This is a genomic window from Breznakibacter xylanolyticus (genome assembly GCF_003254275.1).
Taxonomy (GTDB): Bacteria; Bacteroidota; Bacteroidia; order Bacteroidales; family Marinilabiliaceae; genus Breznakibacter; species Breznakibacter xylanolyticus.
Window position 1 is genome coordinate 122,140 of record NZ_QKZK01000003.1, and the last position, 20,289, is coordinate 142,428.

The following is a 20,289-nucleotide window of genomic DNA, read 5'->3' on the forward strand; positions in this document are numbered from 1 at the left end:
GCCTCCCTTTGTCAAGATGTGATAAATCGGAATAACGATATTATGACTGAAATTTGACGAAATCGCGCTGCGCCTTGAGCAAATTGCCCACATGCAGGAGCATGTTCTGCGTTTCGTGCAAAATATTCAAATACAACAAGCTCATGCGGGTGCCGGCTTTTTCCTTTTTGATGCGTTTGAGTTGCTTTTTGCGCAACAGGCGCATGTGTTCCATCAGTTGCCCTTGAAGGTGCTGCAAATTGTCGAGCTCTTTAAAATTGTTTTGACCAATCATGGCCATCGTTTGCTCAAAAAAGTCGCTGATGTTGGCTTTGAGTTCATTCAAGTCCTCAAACTGTTCGGGCATAAACACTTTGTGGTTGTTGTCCAGATGCTCAAAACAGGGGGTCGAGATGTAGGTGAGGCAGTGCGCCGACTCGCGCAGGTAGTCAATCACCTGTACATAAAACAGACCCGAGTCGATGGAGCCTTCCTGCAGTTTGCGCACGGTGGGGTAAATGTTGTGACGCATCTGCTTGGTGTTGGCATTGAGTTCGGCCACCTCTTTGGTGATTTGCTTGAGGGCTCGGCGGTCTTCGTCTTCAAAGCTGGTGAGGCTTCGGTGGTACAAATCCGACACGCCTTTGAGCACGTCGATGACATTGACTTTGCAACGGTCAAATATTTTTTCGGGCAATATTTCGCCGTTCACTTCTTCTATTTCAAAGCTGTCAACAGTGGCTTCGCGTGCCTGTTTGCGTTTGTTGAGCACATGGGTGTGGTACACAAAGTAAATGGCCAGTGCCAGCAATCCAATCACGGCACTCCATCCCAGCCAGTTGATGAGCATGGCAAACACAAACGCCCCGGTAAAGGCCGAAAAGGCTGTGAAAAACCATCCCCCGATGACCGACAGCACGCCGGTGATGCGGTAAACGGCGCTTTCGCGACCCCACGAACGGTCAGCCAGCGACGATCCCATGGCCACCATAAAAGTTACATATGTGGTTGAGAGCGGCAACTTGTGCGACGTGGCCAGTGCAATGAGCATGCTCGAGGTCACCAAATTGACGGTGGCACGAAGCATGTCGAAATGCGGCGCTTCGTGACCTTGTGCCTTGCGTTTGGCTTCGGCTTCGGTCCCATCAAAACGACTGGCCAAAAAGGCATACACGCGCTTGGGAAGCACCCGTTCGGCCGTGTTGGTGAGGCGCAGAACCGAGCGAACCAGGTTGCGAGCCAAAAAGGACGACCCAAAACGTTCTTCTCCTTCGTTTTGACGGCTCAGGCTCAGTTCTGTTTTGGTCACGTTTTTCGCTTTTTTCGAAAACCACAGCGTGAGCACCATCACTGCCCCTGCAATAAAGAGCATGTACGAGGGTACGGTGACCGATTTGTCGGCAGCCATACCCGTCATCAGCAGCGTGGTGGCATCGGCATTGGGGGTGGCTGAAAATATTTCGTACGACGAGAAGCCCGCGATGGGCACCCCTATGAAGTTTACCAAATCGTTGCCCGCAAAGGCCATGGCCAGGGCAAAGGTGCCGGTGAGCACCACCATTTTCAGAATGTTGATGCGGAATAACCAAGTGAGGATTTGTAACAGGATGGTCCAGGCAATGATGCTGTATGCAATGATGAGGCCGCTGTTCTCTTTAATCCATGCTTTGGCCTCGGGGCTCATAAATACGGCATCTTTGGCTCCCTTGATGAGCAAAAAGTAGGTGATGGTGGTGATTGCCACCCCGCCTAAAAGCGAACCCATGTATTTGAGCTTGGGCTCGTAATTGAACGTGAAAATGGTGCGAATGATGAACTGAATGATCACCCCGGTGGTGAAGGCAATGACCACACTCGACAGAATGCCGGTGATAATGCCCAGCGACTTGGCCGTATTGATGTAATCGCCAATGGTGGCCAGTCGTTCAATGCCGTTGTCGATGATGTGTGGATTGCTGGTGGCTATTTTATATATCGAAACCGCCACGGCTGCCCCCATCAGTTCCGACACAAGCGATACGGTGGTGGAGGTGGGCAGTCCCAATGAGTTAAAGGCATCCAGCAAAATCACATCGGTAATCATCACCGCAATAAAGATGATCATGATTTCCTTAAAATAGAAATACTGCGGGTTGAAGATGCCGTTTCGGGCCACTTCCATCATGCCTGTTGAAAAGGTTGCGCCCAAAAAGATCCCAATGGAAGCAATGAACAGGATGGTTCGGTACGAAGCCGCTTTGGAGCCCACGGCCGAGTTGAGAAAGTTCACCGCGTCGTTGGCAACCCCCACCACCAGATCCGATATGGCTAGCATGAAGAGGATGAATACCAGGATTAAATAAATGTTGTCCATCATTTGTATTGATTGTTTCGGTTTCTAATGATTCGGGTGCAAACTTACATCTCCCCTTTCTGGGGAAGGTTGTCTTTGGGTTAAGCCAATGTTAATTTAAGGTTAAGTCGTGCCTTTTGTCAACGTTCATCTTCTTGGAGGTATGATGGGTAATGAACTTAAGAAAAACTTCATATTAAATGTGTGAATGCTTTTTTGTGATGCTTTTCTTAAATCTTCAATGCTTTCCCTGTTTGATGTGTTTTCTCATTTCTCAATTTTTGTCATATTTGCCAAATGGATTTTTCGTTTTTCTTTGATGGATTTATTGTAGGACTCATCGCCTCAGTGCCATTGGGACCTATTGGGGTGCTGTGCATTCAGCGCACTTTGAGCAAGGGGCGATGGTCGGGGTTCATCTCCGGGTTGGGGGCGGCTTCCTCCGATGCCATTTATGCCATCATCGCCTGTTTTAGCTTGTCGTATGTGGTGTCGTTTATCGAAAAGCAGATGTTATGGCTTCAGATTTTCGGTGTTGCTTTGATGCTGTTTTTGGGCCTGCGCATTTTTTACAGCAATCCGGCCAAACAGCTGCGACGTCAAAAAAGCAACAGCAAAAATTTTGTGCAGGATTTTGCGTCAGTCTTTTTTCTCACCATTTCCAATCCGTTATATGTTTTCTTGTTCATCGGGATTTTTGCCGGACTTCGATTTGTGCAACCCGAAAATGATATTTTTGGGCAATTGGTGTTGATTTTGGGCGTCTTGGCTGGAGCTTCTGCCTGGTGGTTTGCGCTCACCTCTATTGTGAATCTCTTTCGGGCCAAAATCAACCTGCGGCGTTTGTGGTGGATCAATAAAATTGCCGGGGGGGTGATTGTTTTGGCCGCTCTTTTTTCGTTTCTCTATTGGCTCATTCACGATTTCTTTCAGTGGATCTAAGTCCCCTTCGCTATTCATGATTCCCGACTCCAACTTTAAGGCTGGGGTTGATAGATTGCTGCTTGGTGTTGCCCCTTGTCCTAAGGTTATGGATAATCAGATCGCTGTATTGAGATGCTAACTTCAGCTTTAAGGCTAAGGTTGGTCAGTTGCCCGCCATGTGCTAACCCCAGCCTTAAGGTTATGGATAATCAGATAGCTGTATTGAGATGCTAACTTCAGCTTTAAGGCTGAGGCTGGTCAGTTGCCCGCCATGTGCTAACCCCAGCCTTAAGGTTATGGATAATCAGATAGCTGTATTGAGATGCTAGCTTCAGCTTTAAGGCTGAGGCTGGTCAGTTGCCCGCCATGTGCTAACCCCAGCCTTAAGGTTATGGATAATCAGATACCTGCATTGAGATGCGAACTTCAGCTTTAAGGCTGAGGCTGGTCAGTTGCCCGCCATGTGCTAAGCCCAGCCTTAAGGCTGGGCTTAACTCCAACCTCGCTTTCATTGGGCTTTAGCCCATGTATTGTACCTGTATTGTCATTCTTTTTTGAAAGGCGAATCGGGTTCTTTAGCCATGTGGTTATAAGCCATCTTTTCGAGTAGCGAAGGCATCCATTTTTTTAGAAAAACGGTCAGCTTGCCCTCTACAAAAGTCAGTATCAGGGTGCGCTTGCGTTTCTCAATGGCCTTATATAGGTGTTTGGCCACCTCTTCGGCTGTCATCATTTTGTTCTCCTGGCGTGGGGTGTTGCCTTGTGTGGTGCCATCGGCCATGAGCGCTGTTTTGCGAATGTTGGATGCCGTAAAGCCCGGGGCGGCAATCAGGACATGCAAGCCGGTTTTGAGGTTCTCGGTACGCAGTGACTCCAAAAATCCATGCATGGCAAATTTCGATGCTGAATAACCCGTGCGACCGGGTAGTCCCACGTAACCCGCTATTGACGAGATGCCCACCACCGATCCTTTGCTTGCCAGCAGATGCGGCAATGCGTGTTTGGTGCAATACACCGTGCCCCAAAAATTTACGTCCATCAGTTGGCGTATCACTTTCAAATCGGCATCTTTAAACAACGCCCGCATGGAGATGCCCGCGTTGTTAATCAATACATCGATGCGTCCAAACGCTTTCATCGTCGCTTCAATCAAATGGGCGCAGTCGGCTTCGAGGCTCACATCGGTTTGTGTGACCAGGACTTGGTGTCCCTTCGCTTGCAATTCGTGTTGCACTTCGGTCAATCGGTCGATGTTACGGGCTGCCAGGCTCAGGATGGCGCCACGGGAGGCAAATTCATAGGCGCAGGCCAATCCGATTCCCGAACTGGCGCCGGTGATTATCACGACTTGTGGTTGCATGGTGCGAATGCTTAAATTTTGTTTTCGGCCGTCGAAATTAGGTTTTTTTTGTAAACCCTCACACGCTTTGTTCGTAAATAAGGGGCAATGAGACTTTTTCGGAGTGTTTTGTCTTTTTTTAAGAGTTCAAATTTGATATCCAACCAAATTCTCGTTTATTTTGTAACCAAAAATTTAAAGATTCAATTGTATGAAAATTAACAGAAATGCCCACGTGACCGTTTCTTATGAGTTGCGCCTGAACGGTGCTGATGGCGAGATGGTTGAGAAAACCGAAGCCAATGCACCGCTGGAATTCGTTTTTGGTGCCGGTAAGATGTTGGAAATGTTTGAGCAAAAACTTGAAGGTTTGGCTGCCGGTGATGCGTTCAATTTTGAACTCAAAGCTCAGGATGCTTATGGCGAGCTCAATCCTAACGCGGTTGTGGAGCTTCCAAAAAATATTTTCGAGGTCAATGGGAATGTCGAAGAGGGACTTCTCGAAGTGGGCAATCAGATTCCCATGCAGGACTCTCATGGCAATCGTCTGACCGGCATTGTGCTCGAAGTGGAAGAGGATGTTGTTAAAATGGACTTCAATCACCCGCTGGCTGGTGAAGACCTCCATTTCTCTGGTGAAGTGCTTAATGTGCGTGAAGCCACCGAAGATGAATTGGCTGCCTGCTGTGGTTCTGACTGCGGATCGGGTTGCGATTCGGGTGGTTGCGGAAGCTGTGGTTGCGGTCACTAATGATTGGCATCTCTCGTAACGGTTTGGATACCGTTTGATGATAATAGAAAGGCGTCGGTGGGCGCCTTTTTTTGTTGCGAGGCGAAATTCAGAATCCGCATGTTTGTGTTCTAAGGCGAATGCTCTATTTTTACGCCTTCTTTTCCATCTTTTTGAAAAATATTATGAGTGCAAATTCTTTTGGCAACCTGTTTCGGTTGACTTCCTTTGGCGAATCTCACGGTAAAGCAGTGGGGGGGGTGATTGAAGGCATTCTCCCGGGGCTGGACATCGATATGGATTTTATCCAACATGAAATGAACCGTCGCCGACCGGGGCAGTCGGCCATTACCACGCCCCGCGACGAAAAGGATCAGGTTGAAATCCTTTCGGGGGTGTTTGAAGGCAAAGCGACTGGGACACCGATGGGCTTTCTGGTGTGGAACAGCGACCAGAAGTCGGGCGATTACGATAATATTCGCAATGTGTATCGTCCATCACACGCCGATTATACCTATCAAACCAAGTACGGGATTCGCGATCATAGGGGAGGAGGGCGTTCCTCGGCTCGCGAAACCATTGCTCGCGTTTTTGCCGGTGCCATTGCCAAGCTTATTCTTCGTCGCGAGGGGTTGACTGTACAGGCTTATACGTCGCAGGTGGGGCACATCCAGCTTGATAAATCCTATCAACAAATGGATCTCGAAGTGGCCGAGAGCAACATCGTGCGCTGCCCCGATCCTGAAGTGGCTCAACAGATGATTGACTTTATCGACCAAACCCGCATCAATAAAGATTCCGTGGGTGGCGTGATTACATGCGTCATTAAAAATGTCCCCGTTGGATTGGGTGAGCCGGTATTTAATAAGTTACACGCTCAGTTGGGGCATGCCATGTTGGGCATCAATGCCGTGAAGGGCTTTGAATATGGCTCGGGCTTTGGTGCTGCTGCCATGACCGGCATGGCTCACAACGATGAGTTCTTTATGGATGGTGACCGTGTGCGGACGCGCACCAATCGGTCGGGGGGCATTCAGGGTGGTATCTCCAATGGAGAGGACATCTATTTTAATGTGGCTTTTAAACCCATTGCCACTGTTTTAAAGGAGCAGCAAACCGTGAATAAGGATGGGGAAGAAGTTCCCACAGTGGTCAAAGGTCGCCACGATCCTTGTGTGTTGCCCCGAGCCGTGCCCATTGTCGAAGCCATGGCCGCCATGGTGATGGTCGATAACTTGTATCTCAATAAAATGTATCGATAAGCCAAAAAAAACAAGCATCAGCAGTGCGCAAAAATGAAAAAAATCATAGTTTTGCATTGCAATTGCTCGGGGTGTAGCGCAGTTGGTAGCGCGCTACGTTCGGGACGTAGAGGTCGCCAGTTCGAATCCGGTCACCCCGACCAAGTGAATATCAAATCACATCAAAAGCCTGTAAATCGCATGATTTACAGGCTTTTTTAATTTTTAGTAGTTTAATGCAATTCAAAGGAATTCAATAAAAATGAGAACCAAAAGGTGAACCAAATTAATTCCTATATTTGGGTCTCACAAAACGCTGCAAAGTGCAACAAATCAGTATGATGCACATTATTTTTGGTTCTTTTTGAGGGCTTTTAGAGGGGGAGAGTTGAGAACTATTTGGTGACCTAAATCAAATGGAATCAAATGAACTTAAATTGTATTGCCATGAGAACTACAAACACCTTCGGAATTCAGTTCATCTTACGCATGAACAAACTCAAAAACGGCATTGCCCCCATTTATGTCCGTATTGTTGTTGACCGTCAAAGAGTCGAAATTTCTCTAAAAAAGACAATCGCTGTCGAAAACTGGAACGATAGCAAGGGCATTGCTCGTGGTAGCAACCTCGAAGCTCGAAAGCTCAATACATACCTCGAGCAAGTTCGTAGTCGTCTAACCGAATGCTACCAAGAGCTTCTGCTAAAGAAACAAATCATCACCGCTGATGCTATTAAGAACATATTCTGTGGTGTCAAGGAAAAAGAAAACACCTTACTCTCCGTTTTTGACTACCACAACAAAGAAATGAAATCCACCTTAGAGTGGGGGACGCTCAAAAATTACTTTACAACTCGCAGGTATATCGAAGAGTTTATTCAGTCTCAAATGAAAACATCTGATATATATCTGTCTCAACTTAACTATAAATTCCTCGCCGACTTCGAGCGCTTCATGCGCGGGTACGTCACCAAAGACCATAAGAACTCCCCATGTGGTCAAAACACCATCATGAAGCACATCGAGCGTTTCCGCAAAGTCATCAATATGGCAATAAAGAACGAATGGTTAGAGCGCGACCCCTTTCAAAAATTCAAAGCCTCCTTCACCCGAACCACACGGGAGTTTCTTACAGCCGACGAGCTCTCAATCCTCGAATCCCGTCAATTCAGTCTCGATCGCCTCAACATGGTTCGCGACCTCTTCATCTTCAGTTGTTACACCGGCTTGGCCTACATCGACGTGTTCGAGCTCACGCCCCACAACATCGTTCGCGGCATCGATGGCGAATACTGGATCAGCACCAAGCGGCACAAAACCGACATCCCCGTCCGCATTCCCATTCTGCCAGTGCCATTGGCCATCATCGAAAAATACAAGAACCATCCCCAGGTGCTCTACACCGCAAAGCTACTGCCGGGCTATTCCAATCAACGCCTCAACTCCTATCTTAAGGAAATCGCCGACCTCTGTGGCATCGACAAGCCGCTCACCTTCCACATCGCCCGTCACACCTTTGCCACCACGGTCACCCTCACCAATGGCGTTCCCATCGAGACCGTCTCTAAACTCCTCGGTCACACCAGCATCAAAACCACACAGATTTATGCCAAAGTCATCGAACAAAAAATCAGCGACGACATGACCAACCTCCGTCTCAAGCTCAATGACACCAAGCCAAAACCTCAAAAACTATCTGCACAGTAAATTCAATCTCACTCCCCAACCACCCTTGGGGAGTGAATTTTTTATGATGTTTTGTTTAATTTAGAGTGTTAGAAGTACAATAACCGATCAACTCTAAATTTTCAAACCATGGAATCATTTATTGAAAATCTACGCATCAATCTGAACGAAGAACTCAAAGCCATTCAATCCAACAACAGCTCAATCCTCAAAGTCTGCGAGCAATCCATTACCGGCATTCACGCTGCCATCAAGCAGCTACGCCAAAAAGTCGTCCAATCTCCTTTCCCGTCCGACGCACACGAAATCCAATTCTTCAAAAACATCAAGCCTCATTTTTTCGCCTTGTTGATGTACTACGTCGACACCTATCACCTCAATGCCAGTCTAAATGCCTGGGATGTTTCTATTTCTATGGAAATACTACAAAGTAAAATCCATGAGCTAAATGCGTTCCGTACTAAAAACATCAACTTCTACCAGTACATCACCAGCGGCCTCGACATCAACGACGAACGTTATTTCCTCCGGCGTCACTTTAACTTCATCGATGCTCCTGACTTCTTTTCTTACCATTGTGATGCCTGTTTCATCACAAATATGGACTACTATGTGGCTCGTTTAAAAGCCAATGACATGCTTTTGGTCGACATCAATCAGAAATTCCAAGCCTATCAACATGATACTCATGCTTCGCACAGCTCAATCCCTTCTGAATTTTGCCTCGATTGGTCTGATTCAAAGATTTCCCTGGCCGAACTCATTTATGCACTTCATGCGGCCGGTTGCATCAGCCATGGACATGTTGAAATCAAAGATATCACCCGTTTCTTTGAACATGCTTTTAAAATCGACATGCACGATATCTACAACGATTTCAAGCAAATAAAGCACCGTAACCACCAAACCAAATTCCTCGACCACCTTAAAGAGGCCATCCTCAACCGCATCCAGGTAAAAGACAGTTAACCTCCGTTTTCAACCCTCATTCTTGTTTAAAATCGACAGAATCATAAATTTTTTTGCTCAAAATGAAATTTTAACACATTTATTTTAATGTGTTTTGATGTGTTTTGGTTTTTACCTATGTCAGCCATATAGGTAGTTTTTAATTTTCATGACTTTCATAATAATCTGAAATACAGAATGTGGTAATTTTTTTGAAAAAAACCACCCAGTTGGCCAAATTTATTTTGCGTTCTAAATCCCACTAAAACGCATCAAATATCATTAATATATGTATAGTGCCTATGTAAGTCATATAGGTATTAAGTTTATCCAAAAATTTTAATCTTTGTCTCATAAACCTCTAAACACTTTTTTTTATGCCACTCAAAGTTATCACCTCCGAAGATCTCGAAATCTTCAAATCCGAATTGATCGCCGAAATCAAAAGTCTCCTCGATGGCTTCCAAAAAGCCGGGACAACTCAAAAATGGATGAAAACCAAAGATGTCCTCGCATTGCTCAAAATCTCTCACGGTACCCTCCAGCACTTGCGCATCACCGGTCAAATTCCTTTCTCCAAAATTGGCGGCGTCATCTACTACGATGCCGAAGAAATTAACCAACTCATCGCTCGCAACATGATCTACTAAACTACCTCTTCATCTCCCTGAAATCCCCCCTTTTTTTAATCCATTCAACATTCCTTTATGAATGAACTACATCCAACACCTCTCCTCGTTTCTCGAAATGGTGAAAACCGACCAGCGGTTAACCCCTCAGCACATATCACTTTATATCGCTCTTTTTTATCAATGGAATCGTTGCTTTTTCCAAAACCCCGTAGCAATATCTCGTAATGAAATATTAATCATGTCGCACATTGGATCTCATCACACATATGCCAGATGTATGAAACAGCTTCATGAGTGGAAATACATCCAGTACAAACCATCTTTTAATCCTCATAAGCCTAGTATGGTTAGTCTTAAAATCTTCAAAACAGAATTCCAGGATAATAAAGTCATGGTTAATGATGACCCACAAAACATGGTTGTCGGTGTCAAAAATAGCACAGGTCACATGTCGAAAATGAGACAGCTTGCGTGTCAAAAATGGCACCGGTTGCGTGTCAAAAATGGCACCCATTGCGTGTCAAAAATGACACCCATTGCGTGTCAAAAATGCCCCCCTTATATAAACAATACAAACAATAAAACAGAAAAGAAAGAGCACGAGCAAAAAAATTCAAATTTAAATTCTCTCAACATGAAAAATCAAAATCCAACTCCAGCCCCCCGTTGTTCCGTTAGCAAAGTTTCCGACGTCCCCCCGCCAATCGAGCACGTCAAAATTTACTTCCTCGAAAAAAAGTTCTCCGACGAAGAAGCCGAAAAATTCTTCAACTACTTCCAAAGCATCGGATGGCTCGTCGGCGGTCGCACCAAAATGCGCGACTGGAAAGCCGCCGCCCGAAACTGGATGCTCAACGTCAAAAAGTTTGCCGCCCAAAAAAAGCCCCAACCCCCAAAATCCCAAATCATCGACAAAAACAAATCCTACGACATCCCCCTGTAGCTGCAGGGCACGCCCTGCAGCTATCTCCCCATCATGCCTTCCCATCTTCAATCACTGTAAAGCAAGGGCACGCCCTTGCTCTTTAAAATCTTAACCTCATGCACACCACCCAATTCTTTTCCCAACTCGAGGCCATGGGGCGCAAGCGCTCCCCCGCCTTCCGAATCCTTCCGGCCGACCATCACATCATCCTGCGTCTGCTGGCCTGGTTCCTCAACGACCCGGCCTTCGCCCAAAAACACGACATCGATCTTCGCAAAGGAATCCTTCTTACCGGTCCCGTCGGCTGTGGCAAAACCACCCTCATGCACCTCTTCCGGCTCATGTACAAACCTCAGGATCAGTTCATCATCAGACCCTGCCGCGACATCAGCTTCGAATTCATCCGCGACGGGTACGCCGTCATTGCCCGCTACTCCAGCGGCGCTTACGACCGCAACAACCGCCCAAAAATCTACTGCTTCGACGATCTCGGCACCGAGAGTGCCCTCAAATTCTTCGGCAACGAATGCAACGTCATGGCCGAAATCCTTCAATCCCGTTACGACCTCTTCATCCACAACCACATGCTCACCCACATCACCACCAATCTCAACAGCGAAGAAATCGAAACCCTCTACGGCACCCGCGTCCGCAGCCGCCTCCGCGAAATGTTCAACCTCATCACCTTTCCCCCCGACACCCCCGACAAACGCACCTAGCGCCTCCCCCCGTACAGACGCGATTCATCGCGTCTCTCTCCACTACCATCGCGTCTCTCTCCACTGCCATCGCAATCCCTCTGTACAGACGCGATTCATCGCGTCTCAAAGCTACCATCGCGTCTCCCTCCACTCTTCCACTCTTCCACTCATAAACCCCTCCACCATGAAACCCACATTCCAGCCCATCTTTCCTGCCGAGAAAAACGCCCTTCTCGTTCACATCATCCAAGGCCAACTCCTACGCCATGGATTCTCCAACGTCCCCCAAGATGGCATCTACGACCGTCACACCCTTGCGGCCGTTCGTGCCTTTCAGTCCATCCACACCGACGCCTTAGGTCACCCCTTGCTCGTTGATGGCATCATTGGCCAAAATACCTGGTTTGCCCTCTTTGGCAAACACCCTCATCCTGAACCCCACACCATCCCCGTCATGCCCGACGTCACCATCCCTTTAAACCGTCCCTCTTCTTCTCAGCCATCCCCCCTCCAACGCCTGGCACTTCAAATTGCCGGCTTCGAAGTCGGCATCCTCGAAGCTCCCCTGCGTTCCAACCTCGGACCACGCGTCCAACAATACCACAAAAGCGTCGGCGTCCGTCCGGGCGCTCCTTGGTGCGCCGCCTTCATCTACTGGTGCTTCCAACAAGCCGCCAACGAACTCTGCACCCTCAACCCACTCCCCAAAACAGCCCACTGCCTCACCCATTGGAACAAGTCACAAGGCCACCGCATCCCCGCTGGCATCATCGCTTCTCCCTCATCGAATGAGGTCGGGCAGGAGAGGGGCGCCCTCATCAAGCCCGGCACCATCTTCATCATCAACCACGGTTCCGGCCGTGGACACACCGGCATCGTCGTTTCGCCCCCAAAATGGAACTCAGAGTGTTCTAAATACACCATTGAGACCATCGAAGGCAACACCAACCAACACCGTTCCTCCGAAGGCATCGGCGTCTTTCGCCACATCCGCAACCTATCCGAAATCAATACCGGTTTCATCAATTACGGTTAATCCCAATCCCCGTAGAGGCAGGGCATGCCCTGCCTCCCTTCAACGCCATCATCCAATCCCGTACAGACAGGGCACGCCCTGTCTCAAATTTAACATTCAAATTCAATCCCGTACAGCCAAGGCACGCCCTGGCTCACGATTCACATCAAAATCCCATATCCCATGCACACACAAAATCCCACCCTTTCTGAAATTCAGAATAACCAAATCAACACCATCTACACCGAAGTCAACCAACGCATCGATGAATCCCGCATCCTCCTTCATGCCTGGTCTGGTTATCTCAATCGTCTCAATATCGACCTCGAATTGAATCTGTCCGACACCTTCATCGCTGTAGTTCCCCATCTGTTCGTCCACTACTACAACCTCGACGACGTTTATGTCGAAACCGCTAAATACCTCTTTGCTGAGTATGTTCATTTCTTCATCCTCGAGCCTCACAATAAAGGCGAAAGCAAGATGCTCGACAGCGATCTGTTCACCATCGCCGCCAACATCTTTTACCTCACCATCCCGATCATTCTACCCGACGATCCCCGCATCACCCGACAGCTTGACCCAAATTTCGATTGCGAAAAACTCAAACAATCCATCCTCTAATCCACCATCGCACAGCCAGACCACGCCCTGGCTCCATTCTACGCCATTATCCAATCTTGTACAGCCAGGGCACGCCCTGGCTCCCCTTCAAATCATCATCCAATCCCGTACAGCCAAGGCACGCCTTGGCTCATTTCAAAAATCCAATCCCATGAAACGCATCACCCCCAAAGACATCACCCGTGTGCTCCGCAAACACCACTACATCCCCAACAACCACTATCTCTCAAACATCGTCATCATCCGCAACAACCACCCCGTCCCATACCATTTCAACGACCTGCTCTACATCATCTGCGATGAGGTGTTAAGGCCATCCACCTATTACCGTTACAACGTCACCGCCAATCCCGCATTGTTCAAACTCAGCACCCTCAACACCCTGCGCAACCACATCATCAAAGAAGGCCAATACATCAACGCCCTCCATCTCGTCCAGCCTTCTGTGCGCCAAAAGCGTCTCGACCAAATCGAACCCATCACACTTTTCAACACCCAAAACCCCGCCGACGAACGCACCGACCTCTTCAACATCTCCATCCTCCCAAACACCTCATCCCCCGATCCCTTCAAGCCCAAAGACTGGAATCCCGCCAACATCATCTTCGAAGATCCTTCCGAATACCGCCAATTCATCTCCTTCTGCCAAGTCGCAACCCGTTACAATACCAACCGATTCACCCTCACCATCCTCAACCTCGCCGAATTCTACCCCCTTGATCCCATCCCCTAATAGGGTGGAATGAATCGCGATTCATCGCGCCTCCTTAATCATCCCAGCTAATCTCCTCAAATTATTCATCCTATTTTTGCACCTTATGAAACCCAAAATCCTCCTCCTCTTCTTTTTCTTCCTCCGTTTCGCCGTCGCCCAGGTATACCTCCCCGCATCCCCCGGTGAAATCATCCATCACACCCATTACTCCCTCGCTTACGCCGAAGAACATGAGCAGCCCTATTGGGTCACCTACACACTCACCAAAGAACAAGTCAACGGCACTGTTTCTCGTTCCGACCAGTTCCGACCCGACCCGGCCGTCTCCACCGAATCCGCCCAGCTCGCCGACTACAAAGCATCCGGCTACGACCGCGGCCACATTTGCCCTGCCGCCGATATGAAAATATCCTCACAAGCCATGTCCGAATCCTTCTTCCTCAGCAACATGTCACCCCAAAACCCATCCTTCAACCGTGGCGTCTGGAACAAACTCGAAGAATACGTCCGCCAAATCGCAAACACGTTCCACACCATCCACGTTGTCACCGGCCCCATCTTCTGTGACAACCTTGGCACCATCGGCGCCAACCACGTCACCATCCCCGGCTACTTCTATAAAGTCATCTACATACCCGAACCACAAACGATGCTCGGTTTCGTCATCCCTAACCAACCCGGCAAACAAAAACTCTATCAATACACCCTCACCATCGACTCCATCGAAACCCTCACCGGCATCGATTTCTTCCCCCAACTCGACACAACCCTCCAGGCTTCCCTCGAAGCCACCATCCCAAATGAATCCGCCATCATCTCTCCTGCATCCGTACAGCCAGAGCACGCTCTGGCTCATCCATTCAGCAATAAATCATCCTCCGTTAGTGCTAATGCATGCGTTGGCTCAAATGTAATTGAAGCAATCCCCGCCTCCCAATGCCTCGGCATCGCCAAGTCCACCGGCCAACGCTGCAAATCTAAAACCACCAACCCCAACGGCTACTGCAACGCCCATCAATCCCAAGTCCCATAAAAGTCAATCATCCAAACAATATTTTACCGCATCTAAATGATGAGGTTTATTGTCTGAGAATTATTTTCCTACATATAACTCTTTTACTGAGTGGCACTGAGGCTTCTTCTCCTCACTGGTTCTCATCTTATCTCACTGAAACTCAGTGTTAGTTCTTAGTTTGTTAAGTAGAGGACGATGATCAAATGCTGAGTTATCTGCTTTCATATTTAAACGCAATCTATTAATCATACCAACTCAGCGCCTTCGCGCCTCAGCGTTTATCTTGACTCTTTATTTTTCAAAATGAAGAGGGGAATGCCCGCATTCAGCGACAGATTGTGTCCGTTTGTGGATGGTGCGGTTGTTCCCCTTCTTTTCATACCATCTTTTCACTACCTTCGTTTAAAGGTAATCGGTGCCAACCTTGGACTGTATCCCTGTGTGATGGCACCACCACCCAGGGCAACCGCTGGGAGACGCATTCGCTGCTTCAGTACAATGGCTCCCCCCGCTGGCGCGCATTTGTAATGCGTGCCTCCTTTTTCATCTTGTAGCTTCTTGATGTGTTTTGGTTTTCCTCAAATGCCTTTTTCTCTTTTTATTTCATTTCTTCTGCTGCAAAACACATTATTTTAACATTCCATTTTATTTTGCTTGCCCCTTTTTTTGTTAATTTTATTGCTTCTTCCACTTTAACTTTAAAGTGGATGTATCACTAATGGTGATATTAAGTAATTAGCGTTCATGCTAAAAAAAACGACAGCATAAATCTGAATAAAAGTGTTTGATTATAAAAAAAGATGATTACATTTGTCCTTAAATAAGAATGATTCTCTATAAAGAATAATTCAATGAAAGTTTTGATAGAAGATATAAGAAATAAATTTTCGCAAAAAGGATTAAAGATAACTCCTCAACGGGTTGTTATTCTTGAAGCTATTTATAAATTAAACAATCATCCTACTGCTGATAATATTATTGAAAATATTCGAGAATCACATCCCAATATTGCAACAGGTACAGTATATAAAGTATTGGAAACATTGGTTGAAAATGGATTGATTAGAAAAGTAAAAACAGATAAAGATATAATGAGATATGATGGAATAATTGAAATTCATCATCATTTATATTGTTCAAAATGCGATTTAATTGAAGATTATATTGACGAGGATTTAGATAACTTATTGAAAAATCATTTTAAAGACAAAAATATTAAAGGATTTAAGATTGAAGATATTGTACTTCAAATTAGGGGGGCTTTTGATAAATGTTAATTATTCACTTTTAAAATAATAATACATGGGAAAAACAAGGAATAAAAATCTCATCAGTTGATGTAGAAGAGCTTTTAAAAATGTTGAATGCGGCACTTTCTGAAGAGTGGCTTGCATACTATCAATATTGGATTGGAGCAAGATTAATGGAGGGTTCAATGAGAAGTGAAGTAGAACCTGAATTACTATTGCATGCCGACCAAGAATTAGGGCATGCTTTATTAGTAGTCAACAGGATTATTCAATTAGGTGGCACACCAGTGATAAATCCAACAGAATGGACAAAATTAGCTCGTTGCTCTTATGACGAACCATCAGACCCTTATATTGAAGTCATTTTAGAGCAGAACTTGAAAGGAGAAAGATGTGCCATTCAGAGGTATCAGGAAATTGCAGATTTCACAGCAGGTAAAGACCATTCAGCGCATCAAATGGCTGTTCAGATTCTTAATGAGGAACTAGAACACGAAAATGACATCGAAGATTGGATTAATGATATTGCCCGAATGAAAGAAGAATGGAAAAAAATTAGAATGTAAAACAATTTAAATTTAATAATCATGGAAGAAAAAGTAGTTTCAATGCCTCGCATAGGCGAAAATGCACCAGAATTTAAAGCAGTTACAACTCAAGGACAAATAAACTTTCCCTCTGACTACAAAGGTAGTTGGGTAATTTTATTTAGCCATCCAGCAGACTTTACACCAGTTTGTACATCTGAGTTTATGACTTTTGCCACTTTAGAACCTAAATTCAATGAAGCAAATTGTAAACTTGTAGGACTTTCTGTTGACGGGCTTTACAGTCATATTGCATGGTTGAGAACCATTAAAGAAAAGATTGAATACAAGGGAATGAAAAATGTTGAAGTAACATTTCCTCTGATTGAAGACATCACAATGGAAGTAGCTCAAAAGTACGGTATGATGATGCCCGGAGAAAGCAATACTAAAGCTGTTCGTGCAGTGTTTGTAATTGACCCGAAAGGAATTATTAGGACAATTATTTATTACCCACTTAGTTTAGGTCGTAATTTTGATGAATTGTACCGTGTTGTTCTTGCATTGCAAACAGCAGATGAGTTTAGTGTAGCTACACCAGCAGACTGGAGACCTGGTGATGAAGTTATTGTACCAACAGCAGGTTCTTGCGGTGTTGCAAAAGAAAGAATGGAAAGCAAAGACGAAAATACGAAATGTTATGATTGGTTCTTCTGCACTAAAAAGATTGATAAAGAAACTGTTTTAAAGAAAATCTTGAAAAAATAAAGCACGAAACGCTAACATCGTGTATAAGTAATGGCGGGGTTTGTAGCGTATTCAAGCGTTCAGCCCCGCATTTACTTTTGTGGTAGCATGACAGGATAGTACTCCGCAATCCGCCACTAGGCATATGCGTAACGTTGGCGTTCATTTTAGAAAAAATAAATCATATGGAAACAACTACAACTGCAGAATTCAGAACAATTAAAAAGAAAGATATTGAAGGTCTAATTGAATCTTCTCGATATGAGAGGATTGACCGTGGCGGATTTTTAGGGTTCTTTAAGAAAGTAGAGTATGTTGATAATTATGAGAATTATTTGGCTGAAAAGACACGATTAATTGGAAAATTTTCAGGAAAAGGATTTCTTCTTTTTGATGATATCGTTATCTTTTTAAAATCATTCAAAGCAATCAATTTATTACAGCCAGAATTTCAAAGTATTGATTATAATTCAATTCATGAAAGGGAAGAAAATGCTTATTTTTTAGATTCAAATTATGTTCGACTTTTATCTGATCAGATTTCCAAAATCTCTATAGAAGATTCTGAACTCGAGGAATTCAATCAAGCTAGTAGTTTTGGTCTGCCAATGAACGAGTTGATCGTATTTCAGAAAGATCAAATACGACAACTTTCATTGCTTTTTAATCAATTTAAGGATGAAGTACTTTATATTAGGTGTGAAGCCTCCAATTTGTACTAAGTTCGCGTATAGATTGAAGTCTGTTTTAAACTAAAAATAAAAAACGAGTGCTAATATATAGGGATTTAAGCGGCATGTAATGCCTAGCGCGAATCCCCCCGCTGGCGCGCATTTGTAATGCGTGCCTCCTTTTTCATCTTGTAGCTTTTTGATGTGTTTTGGTTTTCCTCAAATGCCTTTTTCTCTTTTTATTTCATTTCTTCTGCTGTAAAACACATTATTTTAACATTCCAATTTATTTTGCTTGCCCCTTTTTTTGTTAGTTTTATTGCTTCTCCCACTTTGATTTTAACGTGGATGTATCACCAATGGTGATATTAAGTAGTTACCTTGCATTTAAGAAACTCGTGCAAAAATTAAAAATTCAGCGGATTGAAAAATGAAATATATTTGTGTAGGAATTTAAAAAACAAGACTTAAAATTAAAATAAAATCATATGGATATTAGAATTTTAGAAACATTAATTGCAGTTGCTTCCTTCTTTATTTTAAGATTTGTGTTAATAAAAATACTTGCGAAAATTCAAAAAAAATACGACTATTCAAAGTACAGAATAAGACCCATACTAAAATCTGCCAATTTATTCATTTTTGCAACCCTTGTTATAGTGTTAATAGCAATTTGGGGTGTTGAACAGACAAATATTTTGACTTTCATTACTTCTGTTCTCGCAGTTTTGGGGGTCGCATTAGTTGCCCAATGGTCAATACTTTCAAACATATTGTCAGCAATAATCATTTTTGTTAGCCATCCTGTGAAATTAGGACAATCGATTACTATAATTGACAAAGAATTTGATATTAAAGGACAAGTGTCAGATATTGGGTTGTTCTATGTGATTTTAAAGACAGATACAAATGAAAAAATCATGATTCCAAACAATATATTTTTACAAAAAGCAACAAAGATTATGATAGAATAAAACTTTCGGATAGGAAAAACGCAAGGTAACAAATGGTATAGTGCATGCGGGTTTCAGCGGTTTTCGAGCGTTTGTGGCTCGTAAAAAAGGCCGGTGTAAACTGATAGGAAATCGCTTCGTAATCCCGCACGACACCATACCATCAAACGTTAGGGGCAACCATAAGTTCTATACAAATCAAAACAATTGTATTTTGTAATTAATATCCCCCCGCTGGCGCGCATTTGTAATGCGTGCCTCCTTTTTCATCTTGTAGCTTCTTGATGTGTTTTGGTTTTCCTCAAATGCCTTTTTCTCTTTTTATTTCATTTCTTCTGCTGCAAAACACATTATTTTAACATTCCAGTTTATTTTGCTTGCCCCTTTTTTTATTAATTTTATTGCTTCTTCCACTTTAATTTTAAAGTGGATGTATCACCAATGGTGATATTAAGTAGTTAGGGCTCATTTGAAAAAACACAAAATGGTTAGTTCAATTTTAGACACCAAAGAATATTTAGAATTTATTGAGAGTCTTAAGCTTTCTGAATATAGCACAGAGGATTTAAAGAAGTTTATAAATAACTCTTTTAGTTATCCATATTTCATTTTTCCACAAGTTGAAGGATCGAGAATATTTAGAGGCCAGATTTGCAATGAAAATCCATATGATAAAATATCTCGATTGTCATACAACCCAGAGCCTGCTTCTAATCTAGGAAGAGCAAACTTAAAACAAGAAAGTGTTTTCTATGCTGCTGGAACTTTAGATAATGCAGCAATAGAATCATGTCAGGATGAATTAAAAAAGGGGACTAAAATCTTCTTTGTAACTGTAGGAGAATGGATATTAAAAAAAGGACTAGAGATAAATGTAGTTTGCCATTCAAAAAAAGCTCAGTCTACAGGAACAGACCTTATTGTTGCCGCTGAATCAATAGAGGAAATGATGCGAAAAGATAGATCAGAGGAAGAATACCAGGTACTTTTATTGAAAAGTGAATTTTTTGCAGACCAATTTGCTAAATCTGAAATTGGTGGTTATGATGATTATTCGATTAGTGCTCTGTATTCATCTCAAATACTTCATAACCCAAAAAAGATATGTGATGGAATATGCTATCCTAGTGTTGCTTATAAATTGAAAAGTTTCAATTTTGTATACAGAACAGAATTGTTTGATAATGGAAGTATTGAATTTGTTTGTGCACATCATTTAAAACTGAGTTTCACTAGTTCAGAAACATATCCGGAAATTGAAATATTAGCAAAATCAAAAGGATTTGAAGGTGATTCAATTAAATGGTAAAAACAAACGAGCCCTAACATCGCATA

General features: G+C 44.3%; 20 protein-coding genes and 1 tRNA gene. 19 read left to right on the top strand and 2 right to left on the bottom strand.

Going from position 1 to position 20,289, the window contains the following annotated elements:
- Positions 1–40 precede the first annotated feature (40 nt).
- Positions 41–2,335, bottom strand: a complete 2,295-nt coding sequence (locus LX69_RS02645) for an inorganic phosphate transporter (RefSeq protein ID WP_245934922.1) — start codon at positions 2,333–2,335, stop codon at positions 41–43.
- A gap of 273 nt (positions 2,336–2,608) precedes the next feature.
- On the opposite strand from LX69_RS02645, the gene LX69_RS02650 reads away from it, so the two are divergent.
- Positions 2,609–3,253: a LysE family translocator gene (locus LX69_RS02650; protein WP_111444268.1), complete on the top strand. Its 645-nt coding sequence runs from the start codon at positions 2,609–2,611 to the stop codon at positions 3,251–3,253.
- A 526-nt stretch (positions 3,254–3,779) separates the two neighbouring features.
- On the opposite strand, the gene LX69_RS02655 is transcribed toward LX69_RS02650, so the two are convergent.
- Positions 3,780–4,595 carry an SDR family oxidoreductase gene (locus tag LX69_RS02655; protein WP_111444269.1) on the bottom strand — a complete coding sequence of 272 codons (816 nt, stop codon included), beginning with the start codon at positions 4,593–4,595 and terminating at the stop codon, positions 3,780–3,782.
- Positions 4,596–4,785: 190 nt separating this feature from the next.
- On the opposite strand from LX69_RS02655, the gene LX69_RS02660 reads away from it, so the two are divergent.
- The 18 genes from LX69_RS02660 (at position 4,786) to LX69_RS02745 (ending at position 20,263) form a co-directional block, all read left to right on the top strand.
- Positions 4,786–5,325: an FKBP-type peptidyl-prolyl cis-trans isomerase gene (locus tag LX69_RS02660; RefSeq protein ID WP_111444270.1), complete on the top strand. Its 540-nt coding sequence runs from the start codon at positions 4,786–4,788 to the stop codon at positions 5,323–5,325.
- Between the two features lie 164 nt (positions 5,326–5,489).
- Positions 5,490–6,566 (top strand): chorismate synthase, encoded by a 1,077-nt coding sequence (gene aroC, locus LX69_RS02665; RefSeq protein ID WP_111444271.1) that lies wholly within the window; start codon positions 5,490–5,492, stop codon positions 6,564–6,566.
- Between the two features lie 67 nt (positions 6,567–6,633).
- Positions 6,634–6,709, top strand: a tRNA-Pro gene (locus LX69_RS02670).
- Between the two features lie 283 nt (positions 6,710–6,992).
- Positions 6,993–8,252, top strand: a complete 1,260-nt coding sequence (locus LX69_RS02675; protein ID WP_111444346.1) for a site-specific integrase — start codon at positions 6,993–6,995, stop codon at positions 8,250–8,252.
- Between the two features lie 108 nt (positions 8,253–8,360).
- A complete protein-coding gene (locus tag LX69_RS02680; protein WP_111444272.1) occupies positions 8,361–9,200 on the top strand; it encodes an RteC domain-containing protein in 840 nt (279 codons plus the stop codon).
- 356 nt (positions 9,201–9,556) lie between these two features.
- Positions 9,557–9,829: a helix-turn-helix domain-containing protein gene (locus tag LX69_RS02685; protein ID WP_111444273.1), complete on the top strand. Its 273-nt coding sequence runs from the start codon at positions 9,557–9,559 to the stop codon at positions 9,827–9,829.
- Positions 9,830–10,088: 259 nt separating this feature from the next.
- The gene (locus LX69_RS02690) at positions 10,089–10,754 is read left to right on the top strand and encodes a hypothetical protein (protein WP_146260619.1); all 666 of its coding nucleotides are present in this window, start codon (positions 10,089–10,091) and stop codon (positions 10,752–10,754) included.
- A 98-nt stretch (positions 10,755–10,852) separates the two neighbouring features.
- Complete coding sequence (locus LX69_RS02695; protein WP_111444275.1) at positions 10,853–11,455, top strand: ATP-binding protein; 603 nt, start codon at positions 10,853–10,855, stop codon at positions 11,453–11,455.
- 166 nt (positions 11,456–11,621) lie between these two features.
- Positions 11,622–12,473, top strand: coding sequence for a peptidoglycan-binding domain-containing protein (locus LX69_RS02700; protein WP_111444276.1), 852 nt, complete (start codon positions 11,622–11,624; stop codon positions 12,471–12,473).
- A 162-nt stretch (positions 12,474–12,635) separates the two neighbouring features.
- Positions 12,636–13,076 (top strand): hypothetical protein, encoded by a 441-nt coding sequence (locus LX69_RS02705; RefSeq protein WP_111444277.1) that lies wholly within the window; start codon positions 12,636–12,638, stop codon positions 13,074–13,076.
- A gap of 151 nt (positions 13,077–13,227) precedes the next feature.
- A complete protein-coding gene (locus tag LX69_RS02710) occupies positions 13,228–13,809 on the top strand; it encodes a hypothetical protein (protein ID WP_111444278.1) in 582 nt (193 codons plus the stop codon).
- A gap of 85 nt (positions 13,810–13,894) precedes the next feature.
- Positions 13,895–14,824, top strand: a complete 930-nt coding sequence (locus tag LX69_RS02715) for a DNA/RNA non-specific endonuclease (RefSeq protein WP_111444279.1) — start codon at positions 13,895–13,897, stop codon at positions 14,822–14,824.
- An 833-nt stretch (positions 14,825–15,657) separates the two neighbouring features.
- Positions 15,658–16,083, top strand: a complete 426-nt coding sequence (locus LX69_RS02720) for a Fur family transcriptional regulator (protein ID WP_111444280.1) — start codon at positions 15,658–15,660, stop codon at positions 16,081–16,083.
- 80 nt (positions 16,084–16,163) lie between these two features.
- Positions 16,164–16,622 carry a ferritin-like domain-containing protein gene (locus LX69_RS02725; protein ID WP_111444281.1) on the top strand — a complete coding sequence of 153 codons (459 nt, stop codon included), beginning with the start codon at positions 16,164–16,166 and terminating at the stop codon, positions 16,620–16,622.
- A 21-nt stretch (positions 16,623–16,643) separates the two neighbouring features.
- A complete protein-coding gene (locus tag LX69_RS02730; protein WP_111444282.1) occupies positions 16,644–17,351 on the top strand; it encodes a peroxiredoxin in 708 nt (235 codons plus the stop codon).
- 164 nt (positions 17,352–17,515) lie between these two features.
- On the top strand, positions 17,516–18,052 hold the full coding sequence (locus LX69_RS02735) for a hypothetical protein (protein WP_111444283.1): 537 nt from the start codon (positions 17,516–17,518) through the stop codon (positions 18,050–18,052).
- A gap of 437 nt (positions 18,053–18,489) precedes the next feature.
- Complete coding sequence (locus tag LX69_RS02740; RefSeq protein ID WP_111444284.1) at positions 18,490–18,975, top strand: mechanosensitive ion channel domain-containing protein; 486 nt, start codon at positions 18,490–18,492, stop codon at positions 18,973–18,975.
- A 463-nt stretch (positions 18,976–19,438) separates the two neighbouring features.
- Positions 19,439–20,263 carry a hypothetical protein gene (locus tag LX69_RS02745; protein WP_111444285.1) on the top strand — a complete coding sequence of 275 codons (825 nt, stop codon included), beginning with the start codon at positions 19,439–19,441 and terminating at the stop codon, positions 20,261–20,263.
- The last annotated feature ends 26 nt before the right edge of the window (positions 20,264–20,289 follow it).

Excerpts from the sequence above, each read along its gene's own strand:
- LX69_RS02645 (WP_245934922.1), bottom strand. The coding sequence starts at position 2,335 with ATGATGGACAACATTTATTTAATCCTGGTATTCATCCTCTTCATGCTA.
- LX69_RS02650 (WP_111444268.1), top strand. The coding sequence starts at position 2,609 with ATGGATTTTTCGTTTTTCTTTGATGGATTTATTGTAGGACTCATCGCC.
- LX69_RS02655 (WP_111444269.1), bottom strand. The coding sequence starts at position 4,595 with ATGCAACCACAAGTCGTGATAATCACCGGCGCCAGTTCGGGAATCGGA.
- LX69_RS02660 (WP_111444270.1), top strand. The coding sequence starts at position 4,786 with ATGAAAATTAACAGAAATGCCCACGTGACCGTTTCTTATGAGTTGCGC.
- aroC (WP_111444271.1), top strand. The coding sequence starts at position 5,490 with ATGAGTGCAAATTCTTTTGGCAACCTGTTTCGGTTGACTTCCTTTGGC.
- LX69_RS02675 (WP_111444346.1), top strand. The coding sequence starts at position 6,993 with ATGAGAACTACAAACACCTTCGGAATTCAGTTCATCTTACGCATGAAC.
- LX69_RS02680 (WP_111444272.1), top strand. The coding sequence starts at position 8,361 with ATGGAATCATTTATTGAAAATCTACGCATCAATCTGAACGAAGAACTC.
- LX69_RS02685 (WP_111444273.1), top strand. The coding sequence starts at position 9,557 with ATGCCACTCAAAGTTATCACCTCCGAAGATCTCGAAATCTTCAAATCC.
- LX69_RS02690 (WP_146260619.1), top strand. The coding sequence starts at position 10,089 with ATGAAACAGCTTCATGAGTGGAAATACATCCAGTACAAACCATCTTTT.
- LX69_RS02695 (WP_111444275.1), top strand. The coding sequence starts at position 10,853 with ATGCACACCACCCAATTCTTTTCCCAACTCGAGGCCATGGGGCGCAAG.
- LX69_RS02700 (WP_111444276.1), top strand. The coding sequence starts at position 11,622 with ATGAAACCCACATTCCAGCCCATCTTTCCTGCCGAGAAAAACGCCCTT.
- LX69_RS02705 (WP_111444277.1), top strand. The coding sequence starts at position 12,636 with ATGCACACACAAAATCCCACCCTTTCTGAAATTCAGAATAACCAAATC.
- LX69_RS02710 (WP_111444278.1), top strand. The coding sequence starts at position 13,228 with ATGAAACGCATCACCCCCAAAGACATCACCCGTGTGCTCCGCAAACAC.
- LX69_RS02715 (WP_111444279.1), top strand. The coding sequence starts at position 13,895 with ATGAAACCCAAAATCCTCCTCCTCTTCTTTTTCTTCCTCCGTTTCGCC.
- LX69_RS02720 (WP_111444280.1), top strand. The coding sequence starts at position 15,658 with ATGAAAGTTTTGATAGAAGATATAAGAAATAAATTTTCGCAAAAAGGA.
- LX69_RS02725 (WP_111444281.1), top strand. The coding sequence starts at position 16,164 with ATGTTGAATGCGGCACTTTCTGAAGAGTGGCTTGCATACTATCAATAT.
- LX69_RS02730 (WP_111444282.1), top strand. The coding sequence starts at position 16,644 with ATGGAAGAAAAAGTAGTTTCAATGCCTCGCATAGGCGAAAATGCACCA.
- LX69_RS02735 (WP_111444283.1), top strand. The coding sequence starts at position 17,516 with ATGGAAACAACTACAACTGCAGAATTCAGAACAATTAAAAAGAAAGAT.
- LX69_RS02740 (WP_111444284.1), top strand. The coding sequence starts at position 18,490 with ATGGATATTAGAATTTTAGAAACATTAATTGCAGTTGCTTCCTTCTTT.
- LX69_RS02745 (WP_111444285.1), top strand. The coding sequence starts at position 19,439 with ATGGTTAGTTCAATTTTAGACACCAAAGAATATTTAGAATTTATTGAG.